The 16,358-nt window shown below is 66.2% G+C and carries 14 protein-coding genes; 1 reads left to right on the plus strand and 13 read right to left on the minus strand.

Annotated features, from left to right (window positions below; all coding sequences use genetic code 11):
- Window positions 1-121: 121 nt before the first annotated feature.
- The 9 genes from phoU to LRR16_RS16115 all read right to left on the minus strand — a co-directional run bounded on the left by phoU (window position 122) and on the right by LRR16_RS16115 (window position 10,215).
- On the minus strand, window positions 122-826 hold the full coding sequence (gene phoU, locus LRR16_RS16075) for a phosphate signaling complex protein PhoU (RefSeq protein WP_006576606.1): 705 nt from the start codon (window positions 824-826) through the stop codon (window positions 122-124).
- Window positions 827-900: 74 nt separating this feature from the next.
- Window positions 901-1,689 (minus strand): phosphate ABC transporter ATP-binding protein PstB, encoded by a 789-nt coding sequence (pstB, locus tag LRR16_RS16080; RefSeq protein ID WP_006576607.1) that lies wholly within the window; start codon window positions 1,687-1,689, stop codon window positions 901-903.
- Between the two features lie 71 nt (window positions 1,690-1,760).
- On the minus strand, window positions 1,761-2,657 hold the full coding sequence (pstA, locus tag LRR16_RS16085; RefSeq protein WP_006576608.1) for a phosphate ABC transporter permease PstA: 897 nt from the start codon (window positions 2,655-2,657) through the stop codon (window positions 1,761-1,763).
- A gap of 20 nt (window positions 2,658-2,677) precedes the next feature.
- The gene (gene pstC / locus LRR16_RS16090; RefSeq protein ID WP_006576609.1) at window positions 2,678-3,643 is read right to left on the minus strand and encodes a phosphate ABC transporter permease PstC; all 966 of its coding nucleotides are present in this window, start codon (window positions 3,641-3,643) and stop codon (window positions 2,678-2,680) included.
- Between the two features lie 94 nt (window positions 3,644-3,737).
- On the minus strand, window positions 3,738-4,769 hold the full coding sequence (gene pstS, locus LRR16_RS16095; protein ID WP_006576610.1) for a phosphate ABC transporter substrate-binding protein PstS: 1,032 nt from the start codon (window positions 4,767-4,769) through the stop codon (window positions 3,738-3,740).
- 236 nt (window positions 4,770-5,005) lie between these two features.
- Window positions 5,006-6,349, minus strand: a complete 1,344-nt coding sequence (glmM, locus tag LRR16_RS16100; protein ID WP_023265067.1) for a phosphoglucosamine mutase — start codon at window positions 6,347-6,349, stop codon at window positions 5,006-5,008.
- A gap of 93 nt (window positions 6,350-6,442) precedes the next feature.
- Window positions 6,443-7,312: a dihydropteroate synthase gene (folP, locus tag LRR16_RS16105; protein WP_370646829.1), complete on the minus strand. Its 870-nt coding sequence runs from the start codon at window positions 7,310-7,312 to the stop codon at window positions 6,443-6,445.
- Between the two features lie 149 nt (window positions 7,313-7,461).
- On the minus strand, window positions 7,462-9,345 hold the full coding sequence (ftsH, locus tag LRR16_RS16110) for an ATP-dependent zinc metalloprotease FtsH (protein ID WP_006576612.1): 1,884 nt from the start codon (window positions 9,343-9,345) through the stop codon (window positions 7,462-7,464).
- Window positions 9,346-9,549: 204 nt separating this feature from the next.
- Window positions 9,550-10,215, minus strand: coding sequence for an RlmE family RNA methyltransferase (locus LRR16_RS16115; protein ID WP_064576082.1), 666 nt, complete (start codon window positions 10,213-10,215; stop codon window positions 9,550-9,552).
- Window positions 10,216-10,349: 134 nt separating this feature from the next.
- On the opposite strand from LRR16_RS16115, the gene LRR16_RS16120 reads away from it, so the two are divergent.
- Entirely contained in the window at window positions 10,350-10,850 is a 501-nt protein-coding gene (locus LRR16_RS16120) for a YhbY family RNA-binding protein (RefSeq protein WP_053822097.1), read from the plus strand.
- A gap of 172 nt (window positions 10,851-11,022) precedes the next feature.
- Here LRR16_RS16120 and LRR16_RS16125 read toward each other — a convergent pair whose 3' ends face one another.
- From LRR16_RS16125 to leuE, 4 genes are all read right to left on the minus strand, one after another.
- On the minus strand, window positions 11,023-11,496 hold the full coding sequence (locus tag LRR16_RS16125) for a DUF4149 domain-containing protein (RefSeq protein WP_043437799.1): 474 nt from the start codon (window positions 11,494-11,496) through the stop codon (window positions 11,023-11,025).
- Window positions 11,497-11,561: 65 nt separating this feature from the next.
- Window positions 11,562-12,038 (minus strand): transcription elongation factor GreA, encoded by a 477-nt coding sequence (gene greA / locus LRR16_RS16130; RefSeq protein WP_006577738.1) that lies wholly within the window; start codon window positions 12,036-12,038, stop codon window positions 11,562-11,564.
- Between the two features lie 275 nt (window positions 12,039-12,313).
- Window positions 12,314-15,562 carry a carbamoyl-phosphate synthase large subunit gene (gene carB / locus LRR16_RS16135; protein ID WP_006577739.1) on the minus strand — a complete coding sequence of 1,083 codons (3,249 nt, stop codon included), beginning with the start codon at window positions 15,560-15,562 and terminating at the stop codon, window positions 12,314-12,316.
- A gap of 67 nt (window positions 15,563-15,629) precedes the next feature.
- Window positions 15,630-16,319 carry a leucine efflux protein LeuE gene (gene leuE / locus LRR16_RS16140; protein WP_006577740.1) on the minus strand — a complete coding sequence of 230 codons (690 nt, stop codon included), beginning with the start codon at window positions 16,317-16,319 and terminating at the stop codon, window positions 15,630-15,632.
- Between the last annotated feature and the right edge of the window lie 39 nt (window positions 16,320-16,358).

Raw genomic sequence — 16,358 nt, forward strand, 5'->3', positions numbered from 1 at the left:
TGGCAGATGGAACAGCGCGATGACGTAGTACGGCGGGCGATGTACGGCGAGCGAAACGGGCAGGTACACACCGGGCAGCAAGACAACGGACCGATACCACGGCATCGCTCGACGGGTTGGTTCAGCTCAGCGCTTCCTTCTCCATGTCCTCGCGCGAGGTATGGCGAACGTCGGTGCCCTTGACGATGTAGATGATGAACTCGGCGATGTTCTTGGCATGGTCGCCGATGCGCTCGACGGCCTTGGCGATGAACAGGAAGTCCAGCGCGACCGAGATCGTGCGCGGATCTTCCATCATGTAGGTGATCAGCTTGCGCACGAAGGCGCGGAATTCGTCGTCGATCGCCTTGTCTTCCTTGACGATGCGCGCGGCCGCGACCGTATCGAGGCGGGCGAAGGCGTCCAGCGACTTGCGCAGCAGCGCGATTGCCAGATCGCCGGCCAGCTTGACCTCGGCGTAGTTGATGCCCTGCGCGCCGGTCTCTTCCATGATGTGCTTGGTGCGCTTGGCGATCTTCTCGGCCTCGTCGCCGGCGCGCTCCAGGTTGGTGATGGTCTTGGAGATGGCCATCACCAGGCGCAGGTCGCGCGCGGTCGGCTGGCGGCGCGCGATGATGTTGCCGCAGTCGGCGTCGATCTCGATCTCGAGCGCATTGATCTGGTTCTCGCGCTCGATGACCTGCTCGGCCAGCGTGGCGTCGAAGTCGGCCAGCGCCTTCATCGCGGTATCGATCTGCGCCTCGACCAGGCCGCCCATCTGCAGCAGCTTGGTATTGATCGCGTTGAGGTCGGCGTCGAATTGGGTCGACAGGTGCTTGTCGGTCATCATGTTCTCCTGGCCGCGGATGCTGGCGCGTCGCGCGACACGGCGGGCGTTGCTTGGGCGGGCTGCCTTGGTGCTCAGCCGAAACGGCCGGTGATGTAGTCCTCGGTTTCCTTGCGGTGCGGCTTGATGAAGATCTTCTCCGTCTCGCCGAACTCGATCAGCTCGCCCAGGTACATGTAGGCGGTGAAATCCGAGCAACGCGCGGCCTGCTGCATATTATGGGTCACGATCACCACGGTGTACTCGTCCTTCAGTTCCGCGATCAGTTCCTCGATGCGGCCGGTCGAGATCGGGTCCAGCGCCGAGCACGGCTCGTCGAGCAGCAGCACCTCGGGGCGGATCGCGATGCCGCGCGCGATGCACAGCCGCTGCTGCTGGCCGCCGGACAGGCTGTAGCCCGACTGGTGCAGCTTGTCCTTGGCCTCGTTCCACAGCGCGGCCTTCGACAGCGCCCACTCGACGCGGTCGTCCATCTCCGAGCGCGACAGCTTCTCGAACAGCCGCACGCCGAAGGCGATGTTGTCGTAGATCGACATCGGGAACGGCGTCGGCTTCTGGAACACCATGCCGACCTTGGCGCGCAGCAGCGCGATGTCCTTGCGGCTGGTCAGCAGGTTCTCGCCGTCCATGTTGATCTCGCCCTCGGCGCGCTGCTCGGGATAGAGCGCGTACATCTTGTTCAGGGTACGCAGCAGGGTCGATTTGCCGCAGCCCGAGGGGCCGATGAAGGCGGTGACCTTGCGGTCCGGGATCGACATGTTGATGTTCTTCAGCGCATGGAACTGTCCGTAGTAGAAGTTCAGGTTGCGCACGTCGATCTTGGCGCGGACGCTGTCGGGGATGTCGATGACGGTCGAAGTCATGCTGGGTCTCGCAGGTAGATTCGTGGTTTCGCGTGCTGCTTGCGGTTCGCTTTGCTGTCTGCCGGTTGCGCTCACTGGCTCTTCTTGAACAGCACGCGCGCCAGGATGTTCAGCGCCAGGACGCCGATCGTGATCAGGAACACGCCGGCCCATGCCAGCTGCTGCCATTCGGTGAACGGGCTCATCGCGAAGCGGAAGATCGTCACCGGCAGGTTGGCCATCGGCTTGTTCAGATCCGTGCTCCAGAACTGGTTCGACAGCGCGGTGAACAGCAGCGGCGCGGTTTCGCCGGCGATCCGGGCCACCGCCAGCAGCACGCCGGTGATGATGCCCGCGTACGAGGCCTTGACCGTGATCGACAGCACCATCTTCCATTTCGGCGTGCCGAGCGCGAAGGCGGCCTCGCGCAGCGCGTTGGGCACCAGGTTCAGCATGTTCTCGGTGGTGCGCACGACGATCGGGATCTGCAGCAGCGCCAGCGAGCAGATGCCGGCCCAGGCCGAGAAATGCCCCATCCGGGCCACCACCAGCGCGTAGACGAACAGGCCGATCACGATCGACGGCGCCGACAGCAGGATGTCGTTGATGAAGCGGATGAAGCTCGCCAGCGGCGACTTCTGGCCATACTCGGCCAGGTAGATGCCGGCCAGGATGCCCAGCGGCGTGCCGAGCACGGTGGCCAGGCCGACCATCACGAAGCTGCCGAAGATCGCGTTGGCAAGGCCGCCGCCGGCGGTGTTCGGTGCCGGCGTCATCTGCGTGAACAGGTCGATCGACAGCCCGCCGATGCCCAGCGAGATCGTGGTCCACAGGATCCACGCGAGCCAGAACAGGCCGAAGGTCATCGCGGCCAGCGAGGCGGCCAGCGCGTAGACGTTGACGCGCTTGCGCCGCGCCTGCAGGCGTTCACGGACCTCGTTGGCATCGGCATGGACCGCCGGGATCGACGAGGTCGACGAGGCCGACATGGTGGCTTGGCTGGTCGAATTCATTTCTTGCCCTCATTGCGCGACAGGCGCAGCAGCAGCAGTTTGGACAGCGCCAGCACCACGAAGGTGATGAAGAACAGGATCAGGCCCAGCTCCATCAGCGCGGCGGTATGCAGCCCCGGGCCGGCCTCGGCGAACTCGTTCGCCAGCGCGGAGGTGATGCTGTTGCCCGGCGAGAACAGCGAGGCGTTGTCCAGCAGGTTGGTGTTGCCGATCACGAAGGTGACCGCCATGGTCTCGCCCAGCGCGCGGCCCAGGCCGAGCATCACGCCGCCGATCACGCCGGCGCGGGTATAGGGCAGCACGACGTTCCACATCACCTCCCAGGTGGTGCAGCCCACGCCGTAGGCGGACTCCTTCAGCAGCACCGGGGTGACCTCGAACACGTCGCGCATCACCGAGGCGATATACGGGATGATCATGATCGCCAGGATCACGCCCGCGCACAGCAGGCCGATGCCCAGCGGCGCGCCCTGGAACAGCGGGCCGATCAGCGGCAGCTGGCCCACGGTGGCGGCCAGCGGCTTCTGGAAGTATTCGCCGAACAGCGGGGCGAAGACCAGCAGGCCCCACATGCCGTAGACGATCGACGGCACCGCGGCCAGCAGCTCGATCGCGGTGCCGAGCGGGCGGCGCAGCCAGACGGGCGACAGTTCGGTCAGGAACAGCGCGATGCCGAAGCTGACCGGCACCGCGATGATCAGCGCGATCAGCGAGGTCACGATGGTGCCGTAGATCGGCACCAGCGCGCCATAGACGTCCGCGGGGGGATCCCACTGCGCGGTCCACAGGAATTTGAGGCCGAAGGCCTGGATCGAAGGCCAGGCGCTGATGGCAAGCGAGACGATGATGCCGCCCAGCAGCATCAGCGTGATGATGGCGGCGCCGCGCGTCAGGCCACCGAACAGGATGTCACCGGTGCGGCCGGGTGCGCGTACGGCGGGAAGATCGGACGTGGTCGCCATGTTCAGGAGTACTCGGTTTGGCTCCCCTCTCCCGCCTGCGGGAGAGGGGCCGGGGGGAAGGCCGGTTGCGCCCTCCCATCAGGTCAGCTGACGATCAGTACAGGCCCTTGCCCGACGCGTCCTTGATGCTGTTCTTCCAGGTCGCGCGGATCTGGTTGACGACCGACTCGGGCATCGGCACGTAGTCCAGTTCGCTCGCCATGCTGGCGCCGCTCTTGTAGGCCCAGTCGAAGAACTTCAGCACTTCCGCGCCCTGCGCCGGCTTTTCCTGGTTCTTGTGCACCAGGATGAAGGTCGCGCCGGCGATCGGCCAGGCTTCCTTGCCCTGCTGGTTGGTCAGGATCTGGTAGTACGACTTGCTCCAGTCGGCGCCGGCCGCAGCGGCCTTGAACGCGTCATCGCTCGGCGAGACCACCGCGCCAGCGGCGTTCTTCATCTTCACGTGCGTCATCTTGTTCTGCTTGGCGTAGGCGTACTCGACATAGCCGATCGCGCCGTTCAGACGCTGCACGAAGGCGGCCACGCCCTCGTTGCCCTTGCCGCCCGTGCCGCCACCCGGCCAGTTGACCGTGGTGCCCTCGCCCACCGAGCCCTTCCAGTCGGCGCTGACCTTCGACAGATAGTTGGTGAAGATGAAGGTGGTGCCCGAGCCGTCGGCGCGGCGCACCGGCAGGATGTCCTGGCTCGGCAGCTTGGCGTTCGGGTTCAGCGCCTTGATGGCCGGATCGTCCCACTTCTTGATCTTGCCCAGGTAGATGTCTGCCAGCACTTCGCCCGTGATGGTCAGGTCGCCCGGCTTGATGCCTTGCAGATTGATCACCGGCACCACGCCGCCGATCACGGTCGGGAACTGCACCAGGCCTTGCTTGGCCAGTTCCTCGTCCTTCAGCGGGGCGTCGGAAGCGCCGAAATCGACCGTCTTGGCGTTGATCTGCTTGATGCCGCCCGACGATCCGATCGATTGATAGTTGACCTTGTTACCCGTGGCTTTTTGGTATGCGTCGGCCCACTTGGAATAGACGGGCGCCGGGAAAGAAGCGCCTGCACCGGTAATTTCTGCCGCGAATGCGGAGCCCGCTACCACCATCGATACGATGCCCGCAACGGCAGTCTTGACCAGCTTCATATGTCCTCCAGAGAACATGGTTGGGAATGTCAGTTTTTTGACATCCCGAACTTTATGCGGCCACTATGACAGTTCCGTGACATCGCGAAAATTTCTCTGAAGGGACATTTAAGCGGACATTTCCGCACGCACTCAAGCAGGCATGGTAAGCACCGATCGGCCCTCGGCTGCGGCGCGACAAAGGAAACGCCCGGCCGGAGCCGGGCGTTCACGGTGGGCTGGCGCCTTGTGCTGGATCAGGTTGCCAGCGCGTCGGCCAGCTTGCGGGCCGCCTGCTCGGCGGTCTCGGCCTGTTCGGCCTCGACCATCACCCGGACCACCGGCTCGGTACCGGAAGCACGGATCAGCACCCGGCCCTTGCCGGCCAGCGCGGGCTCGATCTCGGCGCGGGCCGCCTGCAGGCCGGCATGGTTCTGCCAGTCGAAACCCTTCTGCACCCGCACATTGATCAGCGTCTGCGGGAACAGCGACACGCCGTCCAGCAGCTGCGCCAGGGTCTTGCCGCTGCGGCGCAGCGCCGCCAGCACCTGCAGCGCGGAGACGATGCCGTCGCCGGTCGAGTGCCGATCCAGGCATAGCAGATGGCCGGAGCCCTCGCCGCCCAGCGTCCAGCCGCGCTTGCCCAGTTCCTCCAGCACATAGCGGTCGCCGACCTTGGCGCGCACGAACTCGACGCCCTGGCGTTGCAGCGCCAGTTCGACCGCCATATTGGTCATCAGCGTGCCGACCACACCGGGAACGCTGTGTCCACAAGCGACGCGGTCCTGCACGATCGCATACAGCAGCTCGTCGCCGTTGTAGAGCCGGCCGTCGGCGTCGACCACCTGCAGGCGGTCGGCATCGCCGTCGAAGGCCAGCCCGAGGTCCGCGCCGTGGGCCTTGACCGCCTCGACCAGCTTGTCGGGCGCGGTGGCGCCATAGCCGTCGTTGATATTGCGGCCATTGGGCTGATTGCCGATCGACACCACGTCGGCACCGAGCTCGTGGAACACGTGCGGGGCGATGTGGTAGGCGGCGCCATGCGCGCAGTCGACCACCAGCTTCAGGCCGTGCAGGTCGCGGTCGTACGGGAAGGTGCTCTTGCAGAACTCGATGTAGCGGCCCGCCGCGTCGTCGATCCGGCGCGCGCGCCCCAGCTGGTCGGACGGCACGCAATGCATCGGCGCCTCGAGCTCGGCCTCGATCGCCAGTTCGACCTCGTCCGGCAGCTTGTCGCCGGTGGCCGAGAAGAACTTGATGCCGTTGTCGTGGTACGGATTGTGGCTGGCCGAGATCACCACGCCGGCGGCCAGCCGCAGCGCGCGGGTCAGATAGGCCACACCGGGCGTCGGCAGCGGGCCGGTCAGCAGCACATGGACGCCGGCCGCGGTAAAGCCCGCTTCCAGCGCGGCTTCCAGCATGTAGCCGGAGATCCGCGTGTCCTTGCCGATCAGCACCGTGGGCTTGCCCTGCGTGCTCGGCTGGCCAAGCGCCAGCACGCGCCCCGCCGCATAGCCGAGCCGCATCACGAAGTCCGGCGTGATCGGCGCCTCGCCGACCCGGCCGCGCACGCCATCGGTGCCGAAGTATTTACGTGTCATCCGATCGTTCTCCCTGTTCTGATTCGGGGTTCGAAGTGTTTGGGTTGTCGGTTTGGGCGCCGTGATTGGTCGCCGGGGATCGCCGTGGCGGCATCAGGCCGCGGCATCGGCTCGCTGCTGCCGCACGGCCCACCAGGTCTTGATCGCATCGACCGATGCCTGCACATCGTGCACGCGCACGATATAGGCGCCGCGTTCGGCCGCGCACACAGCGGCGGCGATGCTGGCCGCGACGCGCTGCTGCGGCGGCCGTCCGCCAAGAATGGCGCCCAGCGTCGACTTGCGCGACAGGCCGGCCAGCAGCGGCAGTCCGTCGACGGCCAGTTGCGGCAGCTCGCCGAGCAGGCGCAGATTGTGATCCGCGGTCTTGCCGAAGCCAAAGCCCGGATCGAGCACGATGCGGCTGTCGTCGACGCCGGCCGCGCGCAGCGCATCGACGCGCTGCCGCAGGAAGTCGCGGACCTCGCCGACCACGTCGTCGTAGTGCGGGGCTTCCTGCATCGTCTGCGGGTCGCGCTGCATGTGCATCACGCACAGGCCCGCCTGCCCACCCTGCCCCGCTTGCGCGACCGCCTCGATCGCCCCCGGCATGCGCAGGCCCCAGATGTCATTGATCAGGTCCGCGCCGGCCGCCAGCGCCGCGCGCATCGTCTCGGGCTTGTAGGTATCGATCGACAGCGGCTTGCCGCAGTCGCGCAGCGCCTCGACGACGGGCAGCACGCGGGCCAGCTCCTGGTCCAGCGGCAACGACGCCGAGCCGGGCCGGCTCGATTCGCCGCCGATATCGATGATGTCGACGCCCTCGGCGATCATCTGCTCGGCATGCCGCAGCGCCGCGTCGCGGCTCGCATGCTGGCCGCCATCGGAGAACGAGTCGGGCGTCACGTTGAGGATGCCCATGACCAGCGGGCGGCGGTCGCGTGCAAAGCGATAGCGCCCGCACTGGAAATACGAGGTCGACAAGTTGCAGTCCTGAATATGCGGGGAAGTAAGACGAGGTCGCCGGTGCGGGAAGTCGGGACGAAAAAAGCCGGTGCCCTGGGGCACCGGCTTTGCGGAACTCAGCGCGCGACGCGCCGCACTGCCATCATCCTCTGAACGCAGGTCCCGAATCAGGCCGCGGCGGGCGCGTTCGACGGCGTCACCGGCGAGCCACCGGACGGCGGCGTGCCGCCACCGCTGGCGCCCGGCATGCCGCGCGGAGGACGCGGCGGCTTGCCGGCCATGATGTCGTTGACCTGGTCGGCATCGATGGTTTCCCATTCCATCAGCGCGGCGGTCATCGCCTCGACCTTGTCGCGATTCTCTTCGAGCAGGCGCTTGGCCAGCGCGTACTGTTCGTCGAGGATGCGGCGGATCTCGCCGTCGACCTTCTGCTGCGTGACTTCCGACACCGACTTGGACGACATCTTGCCGAACAGGCCTTCCTGCTCGGTGTCGACATAGACCATCGTGCCCAGCGTGTCGCTCATGCCGAAGCGGGTCACCATGTCGCGCGCGATCTTGGTGGCGCGCTCGAAATCGTTGGACGCGCCGGTGCTCATCGCATTGAGGAACACCTCTTCCGCCGCGCGACCGCCGAACAGAATGGCGATCTCGTCCAGCATGTTGTCCTTGTACTTCGAGTACTTGTCATGCTCCGGCAGCTGCCAGGTCACGCCCAGCGCCCAGCCACGCGGCATGATGGTGACCTTGTGCACCGGGTCGGCCTTGGGCAGCAGCTTGGCCACCACCGCATGGCCCGACTCGTGGTACGCGGTCGCCTTGCGTTCCTCTTCGCGCATCACCGTCGACTTGCGCTCCGGACCCATGTAGATCTTGTCCTTGGCGTCCTCGAAGTCCTGCATGTCGACCACGCGCTTGTTGCGGCGGGCGGCGAACAGCGCGGCCTCGTTGACCAGGTTGGCCAGGTCGGCACCGGAGAAGCCCGGCGTGCCGCGCGCGATCACCGACGCGTCGACATCGTTGCCGATCGGCACCTTGCGCATATGGACCTTCAGGATCTGCTCGCGGCCGCGGATGTCCGGCAGGCCGACGAAGACCTGGCGGTCGAAACGGCCCGGACGCAGCAGCGCCTTGTCCAGGACATCGGCACGGTTGGTCGCGGCGATCACGATCACGCCCGAGTTGGCCTCGAAGCCGTCCATCTCGACCAGCATCTGGTTCAGCGTCTGCTCGCGCTCGTCGTTGCCGCCGCCCATGCCGGCGCCGCGATGGCGGCCGACAGCGTCGATTTCATCGATGAACACGATGCAGGGGGCCTGCTTCTTGGCGTTCTCGAACATGTCGCGCACGCGGGCCGCGCCGACGCCGACGAACATTTCGACGAAGTCCGAACCCGAGATGCTGAAGAACGGCACCTTGGCCTCGCCGGCGATCGCGCGCGCCAGCAGCGTCTTGCCGGTACCCGGAGGGCCAACCAGCAGCACGCCGCGCGGAATGCGCCCGCCCAGCTTCTGGAACTTCTGCGGGTCCTTCAGGAAGTCGACCAGCTCGACCACCTCTTCCTTGGCCTCGTCGCAACCGGCGACGTCTTGGAAGGTGACCGCGTTCTGGTTCTCGTCGATCAGCCGCGCACGCGACTTGCCGAACGAGAAGGCGCCGCCTTTGCCGCCACCCTGCATCTGCCGCATCATGTAGAACCAGAAGACGATGATCAGCAGGGTCGGTCCGAGGTAGTACAGGGCCTGGACCAGCACATTCGGCTCGTCATCGGCCTTGCCAGTCACCTGGACGCCGTATTTCATCAGGTCGCCGACCATCCAGATGTCGCCCGGCGAGATGATGGTGTATTTCTGCCCTTCCTTGGGCGTCACCACGAGGTTCCGGCCCTGTACGTCGACGCGGCTCACCTTGCCGTTCTTGGCGTCATCCATGAACTGGGAGTAGGTGACGCTTTCCTGCGCACGGGGCTTGTCGAACTGCTTGAAGACGGTAAACAACACCAGCGCGATCACGAGCCAGATTGCCGCCTTTTGAAACAGGTTGTTATTCAAGGCCGAACTCCTTTGCGATTGCCTTGCCAACGATAGCTGCATTGCATTGTAATGCAGCGCCGCCCCGGGGGGCGAAAAGCGTCCCTATCGGGCCAATAGTGATAGCGCTAGCGGCCGATTGCCCGTAGGCCAATGCGGGACGACAGTCAGACCGGCAATGGTCCGAATGGTGCCCGGTCGCGCGCCATGACCGGTGCCCAGGCTTCAACCCGGCGACTTCAGGTGGCGTCCAAGAATGAAGGTTTCGGAGGACTTGTCCCGCGAGGCCTTCGGCTTGCGCTTGGCCACCACCTTGAACTGGCGCTTGAACTTTTCGACGATCTGGCTGTAGCCGCTGCCGTGGAAGCACTTTACCAGCAACGCGCCGTCGGGTTTCAGATGGGCCTGGGCGAATTCGAGCGCCAGGTCGCACAGATATTCGATGCGCGCCGCATCGGCCGAGGCCACACCGGACAAATTGGGGGCCATGTCGGACAAAACAAGGTCGATCTTGTTGCCGCCGGAGGCCTCCAGCACGATCGTCTCGAGCTGCCGGAACACCTCCTCGTCGCGAAAGTCACCCTGGATGAAGGTCACGTCGGCAACCGGCTCCATCGGCAGCAGGTCGATCGCGACCACCGCCCCGTCGATATGGCCTTCGCGCGCGCGCGGCGAGGCGGCCAGCTTGTTGCGGACATACTGGCTCCAGCTGCCCGGCGCCGCGCCCAGGTCGACGATGACCTGGCCCGGCTGGATCAGCTTGTCCTGTTCGTCGATCTCCTTGAGCTTGTAGGCCGCGCGCGCGCGATAGCCTTCGCGCTGCGCCAGCTTGACGTAGGGATCGTTGATATGGTCGTGCAGCCACGACTGCCTGAACTTGTTCTTGGCCATTTCTCGTGATTTCGCCGCCAGACCATGACGGTTTGACGGATAATACGCGCCGTTGCGACGCCCTTGCGACGTAAGAGGCCCTACCGGCCGCCCTTCCAGCGCCTTTACCGGCGTCGCCCCTTTCCTGCCTGACTATGCCTGCCCTTCAATTGAATCCCGCCCAGCGCTCCGAACTCCGCTCCCGTGCCCACGGCCTGAACCCGGTCGTGATGATCGGCGCCGAGGGCCTGACCCGCGCCGTCCTGGCCGAGATCGACCGCAGCCTCGCGGCCCACGATCTGATCAAGATCCGCGTGTTCGGCGACGAGCGCGACACCCGCATCGCCATCTACGAAGCCATTTGCGATGAACTTGGCGCCGCCCCGATCCAGCACATCGGCAAGCTGCTGGTGGTCTGGCGCCCGGGCCCGGCCCGGCTGAAGGAAAACCAGCCGCAGGACCTCGGCCGCATGGCGCCGGCTCGCCGCGGCGCAGCACCGCGCACCGTCACGGTGCGCAAGCCCGCCGCCAAGCCGGGCGGCCGCCCGACCCGCAACGAGGTCCGCCTGCTGGGCAACGAGCGCGTGACCGCCGGCGGCAACGTCAAGCGCGCCCGGACCCGCCAGGCCAGCCAGAAGAAGAAGTCGCTGGGCTGAGCGGCGCGTCTTCACCCACACCGCTGTATTGCCTCTCGCCCTCAGGCGAAGAGGGTTGGGAGGGGGCGATTTCCGTCGACCTCGGCATAACGACTGCCGTTTTTCCCTCTCCCCAACCCCTCTCCCGCAAGCGGGAGAGGGGGAGAAAACCGCTCTCGAGGGACGGCCCCTCTCAGTCCTCCGCCACCGTCCGCCGGCCGGCGAGACGCCAGACCAGCACCAGCGCCAGCAGGCTCTGCAGCAGGTAGAAGGCGCTCGAGACGCCGTGCAGCATGCCGAAGCGCGCGCGGAACGGCGACTCCGACACCCCGAGCCCCAACGCCTGCGCCTTGTGCCGCAGGCTCTCCATGAAGGGCTGCAGCCCGAAGTAACCGATCAGCACGCAGCACAGCATGCCCAGCACCAGCCAGCGCAGCGCCCGGTAGCGCATGGCGCCGCGCCGGATCATCACGTTGCACAGCACCAGCTGCAGCACGCCGATCACCACGCCAAGCACGGCCTCGGTGCGGAACAGCTGCCCGGCCAGCATGCCGGCCATCTCGCGGCTCGGCAGCACGGCGAACAACGTGGGCGCGACCAGATAGCCGATGGTCCAGAGGCTGCCGGCCCAGATCACGGTCAGCAGCAGGAACAGCCGGTGAGGCAGCAGCGGCTGGCCGCCGGACGCCGGGCTCGGCAGCGGGGAGGACGGCGACACCACGACGCGCCGCCTCAGATGTAGCGGACGGTGATGACTTCGTACTCGCGCTCGCCGCCCGGGGCCAGCACGGTCGCGACATCGCCTTCGAACTTGCCGATCAGCGCCCGCGCAATCGGCGAGCTGACCGAGATCTTGCCGCTGTCGAGATCGGCTTCGTCCTCGCCGACGATCTGGTAGCGGACCGACTTGCCCGATTCCAGGTCTTCCAGGTCGACGGTGGCGCCGAACACGATGCGGCCATCGGTATCGAGCTGGGTCGGATCGATGATCTGCGCGGCCGACAGCTTGGCCTCGACCTCGAGGATGCGGCCCTCGATGAAGGCCTGTTTTTCCTTGGCGGCGTCGTATTCCGCGTTTTCCGACAGATCGCCCTGCGCACGCGCCTCGGCGATGGCATTGATCACCGCGGGACGTTCGACGGCCTTCAGGCGTTGCAGCTCCGCTTTCAGGAGTTCTGCGCCGCGCTTGGTAATCGGAATGGTGCTCATGTCTTCGTCAGGCAAAAAAATGAGCCGCAGCGCAGCGGGCGATGTACGCAGCGGTCTTGCCGGCACACCTCCGCTCAACCGCGGCTTTTGGGTGGTTCTTGGATTGTACGACCAGGCTCTGATTGCTCAGCTTTCGGGCGCCCCTGATAACTGGGGTCCGCCGAAATTCCCGTTAGTTTAGGTCAAGACGCCGAAGCACATCAACCAGGGCCAAGGGGCCGCCCCCTCCCCGAAGGGAGGAGGCAAGCCGCCGCGCCGTGGGAAGCGCCGCGGAATCAGGCCAGCGAGCCGTGCAGGCCCTGCAGGTCGTAGACCTCCAGGTTCTGCATCTGCTTCAGGCCCTCGACCGCGGCGCGGGCGCCGGCGATCGTCGTGTAGTACGGCACCCGGTTGGCCAGCGCCGAGATCCGGATCGAGCGCGAATCGGCGATCGCGGTGCGGGTCTCGTCGACCGTGGTGAACACCAGCGCCAGTTCGCCGTTCTTCAGCATGTCGACGATATGCGGGCGGCCGTCCTTGACCTTGTTGACCACGCGCACCGGAATGCCGGCCGCCTCGATCGCGGACGCGGTGCCGCGGGTCGCCACCAGCGGATAGCCCATGTCGTGCAGCATGCGGGCGACGCTGACCGCGTGCGGCTTGTCGCTGTCCTTGACGGTCAGCAGCACGGTGCCGCGCTCGGGCAGGCGCGAACCTGCCGCCAGCTGGCTCTTGAACAGGGCCTCGCCGAAGGTCTTGCCCACGCCCATCACCTCGCCGGTCGAACGCATCTCGGGTCCGAGCACCGGATCGACGCCAGGGAACTTGTTGAACGGGAACACCGCTTCCTTGACGCTGTAGTACGGCGGCACCACCTCGGCGCCGATGCCCTGCTCGTCCAGCGACTGGCCGGCCATGCAGCGCGCGGCGATCTTGGCCAGCGACAGGCCGGTGGCCTTCGAGACGTACGGCACCGTGCGGGAGGCGCGCGGGTTCACTTCGAGCACGTAGACGATGTCCTGGCCATCCTTCTGCTGGATCGCGAACTGGACGTTCATCAGGCCGACCACGTTCAGCGCCTTGGCCATCGCGGCGGTCTGGCGCTTCAGTTCGTCGACGGTCGCCTGCGACAGCGAGTACGGCGGCAGCGAGCACGCCGAGTCGCCCGAGTGGACGCCCGCCTGCTCGATGTGCTCCATCACGCCGCCGATGAAGACGCGCTTGCCATCGCACAGCGCATCGACGTCGCACTCGATCGCATCGTTGAGGAAGCGGTCGAGCAGCACCGGCGAGTCGTTCGACACCTTGACCGCCTCGCGCATGTAGCGCTCGAGGTCGCGCGGCTCATGGACGATCTCCATCGCGCGGCCGCCCAGCACGTACGACGGGCGCACCACCAGCGGATAGCCGATCTCCTCGGCCAGCTTCAGCGCCTCGTCCTCGGCGCGTGCGGTGCGGTTCGGCGGCTGGCGCAGGCCCAGCTCCTGCAGCAGCTTCTGGAAGCGCTCGCGGTCCTCGGCCGCATCGATCATGTCGGGGCTGGTGCCGATGATGGGCACGCCGTTGGCCTCCAGGTCCAGGGCCAGCTTCAGCGGGGTCTGGCCGCCGTACTGCACGATCACGCCGACCGGCTTTTCCTTGTCGACGATCTCGAGCACGTCCTCGAGCGTCAGCGGCTCGAAGTACAGGCGGTCGGAGGTGTCGTAGTCGGTCGACACGGTCTCCGGGTTGCAGTTGACCATGATGGTCTCGTAGCCATCCTCGCGCAGCGCGAGCGCCGCGTGCACGCAGCAGTAGTCGAACTCGATGCCCTGGCCGATCCGGTTCGGACCGCCGCCCAGCACCATGATCTTGCGCTTGTCGGTCGGGTTGGCCTCGCACTCGCCATGCTCGGCCTCGTAGGTCGAGTACATGTAGGCGGTGTTGGTGGCGAACTCGGCCGCGCAGGTATCGACGCGCTTGTAGACCGGACGCACGTTGTTGGCCAGGCGCGCTTCGCGCACGGCCTTGGCGTCCGTCTTCATCAGCCTGGCCAGGCGCCGGTCGGAGAAGCCCTTCTGCTTCAGGTAGCGCAGCTCGGCGGCCGACAGGCTGGCCAGCGTACGGGCCTTGACCTGCGCCTCGGTCTTGACGATGTCCTCGATCTGGGCGAGGAACCACGGGTCGATGTCGGTCTCGGCGTACACCTCCTCGAGCGACATGCCCAGGCGGAACGCATCGCCGACGTACCAGATGCGGTCCGGGCCCGCCTCGCCGATCTCCTCGACGATCTCGTCGCGATCGGTCGACTTCTCGTCCAGCCCGTCGACGCCGACCTCCAGGCCGCGCAGCGCCTTCTGGAACGACTCCTGGAAGGTGCGGCCCATCGCCATCACCTCGCCCACCGACTTCATCTGCGTGGTCAGGTGGCTGTCGGCCTGCGGGAATTTCTCGAAGGCAAAGCGCGGCACCTTGGTGACCACGTAGTCGATCGACGGCTCGAACGATGCCGGGGTCTGGCCGCCGGTGATCTCGTTCTTCAGCTCGTCCAGCGTGTAGCCGACCGCCAGCTTGGCGGCGACCTTGGCGATCGGGAAGCCGGTAGCCTTCGAGGCCAGCGCCGACGAACGCGACACGCGCGGGTTCATTTCGATCACGATCATCCGGCCATCCTTCGGATTGATCGAGAACTGCACGTTGGAGCCGCCGGTATCGACGCCGATCTCGCGCAGCACCGCCAGCGAGGCGTTGCGCAGCAGCTGGTATTCCTTGTCGGTCAGGGTCTGCGCCGGCGCGACGGTGATCGAGTCGCCGGTATGGATGCCCATCGGGTCCAGGTTCTCGATCGAGCAGACGATGATGCAGTTGTCCTTCTTGTCGCGGACCACTTCCATCTCGTACTCTTTCCAGCCCAGCAGCGATTCCTCGATCAGCAGCTCGCGCGTCGGCGACAGGTCCAGGCCGCGCTTGCAGATCTCCTCGAATTCCTCGCGGTTGTAGGCGATGCCGCCGCCGGTGCCGCCCAGCGTGAACGACGGGCGGATCACGATCGGATAGCCGCTGGTGTTGGTCTCGCGCGCGATCTGCGACTGGACGGCCAGCGCCTCTTCCATCGAATGCGCGATGCCGGACTTGGCCGAACCGAGACCGATCTTGGTCATCGCGTCCTTGAACTTCTGCCGGTCCTCGGCCTTGTCGATCGCCTCGGGCGACGCGCCGATCAGCTCGACCTTGTACTTGTCGAGCACGCCGTGGCGGTGCAGGTCCAGCGCGCAGTTCAGCGCGGTCTGGCCACCCATGGTCGGCAGGATCGCATCGGGGCGCTCCTTGGCGATGATGCGCTCGACCACTTCCCAGGTGATGGGCTCGATGTAGGTCACATCGGCGGTGTTCGGGTCGGTCATGATGGTCGCCGGGTTCGAATTGACCAGGATGACCTTGAACCCTTCCTCGCGCAGCGCCTTGCACGCCTGCGCGCCGGAATAGTCGAACTCGCAGGCCTGGCCGATGATGATGGGGCCCGCGCCGATGATCAGGATGCTCTGGATGTCTGTGCGTTTTGGCATTGCACGCTCTCTTTGTCGGCCGGTCCGCGCTCGCTTGGAGCAGGCGCACCGCGCCGGATATCAATATTCAGTTCAGGGTAGCCGTCGCCAGCTTGGCGCCGAAGCCGATAAACATCGCGCCCACGCCGCTCGCCATGCCGGCCGACAGCCTGCGCCGGCGGCGGAAGGCCTCGGCCAGCTTCGCGCCGACGAAGATGATCGCGGTCAGGTAGGCGAAGCTGCAGACCTGGCACACCAGCCCCAGCGCGGCGAACGACAGCACCGGATAGGCGAACTGCGGATCGACGAACTGGATGAAGAACGAGACGAAGAACAGGATGGCCTTGGGGTTCAGCAGGCTGATCAGCAGCGCCTTGCGGAACGGGTTGGTCGGGTCGGTGACCTGCACCTGCGCCTCGCCCTGCCCCGCCGCAGCCTCGGCGCCCTTGCCGTGGGAACTCCAGTTTCGCAGCGCGCCGCGCAGCATCTGGAAACCAATCCACGCCAGATAGGCGGCGCCGATGTACTTGATCACGTAGAACAGCCCAGGGCTGGCCTTGAGCAGCGAGGCCACGCCGGCCGCCGACAGCACCATCAGGATGGCGTCGCCGAGGAACACGCCGCAGGCGCCGCGATAGCCGGCGCGCACGCCGCGCTGCGCGGCGACCGACAGCACGTACATCGAATTCGGCCCCGGCAGCAGCACGATGAAGATCGTGCCCAGCAGATAGGTCCAGAAGTCGGTAATGCCGAAGGTAGCGTGCATCAGGGCGTTCATGGTCGCGATCCTGTGTCGTCTCGTTCCGCTCTCGATGTC

Origin of the sequence: Cupriavidus sp. UGS-1, from assembly GCF_021213615.1 — a bacterium.
GTDB lineage: Bacteria > Pseudomonadota > Gammaproteobacteria > Burkholderiales > Burkholderiaceae > Cupriavidus.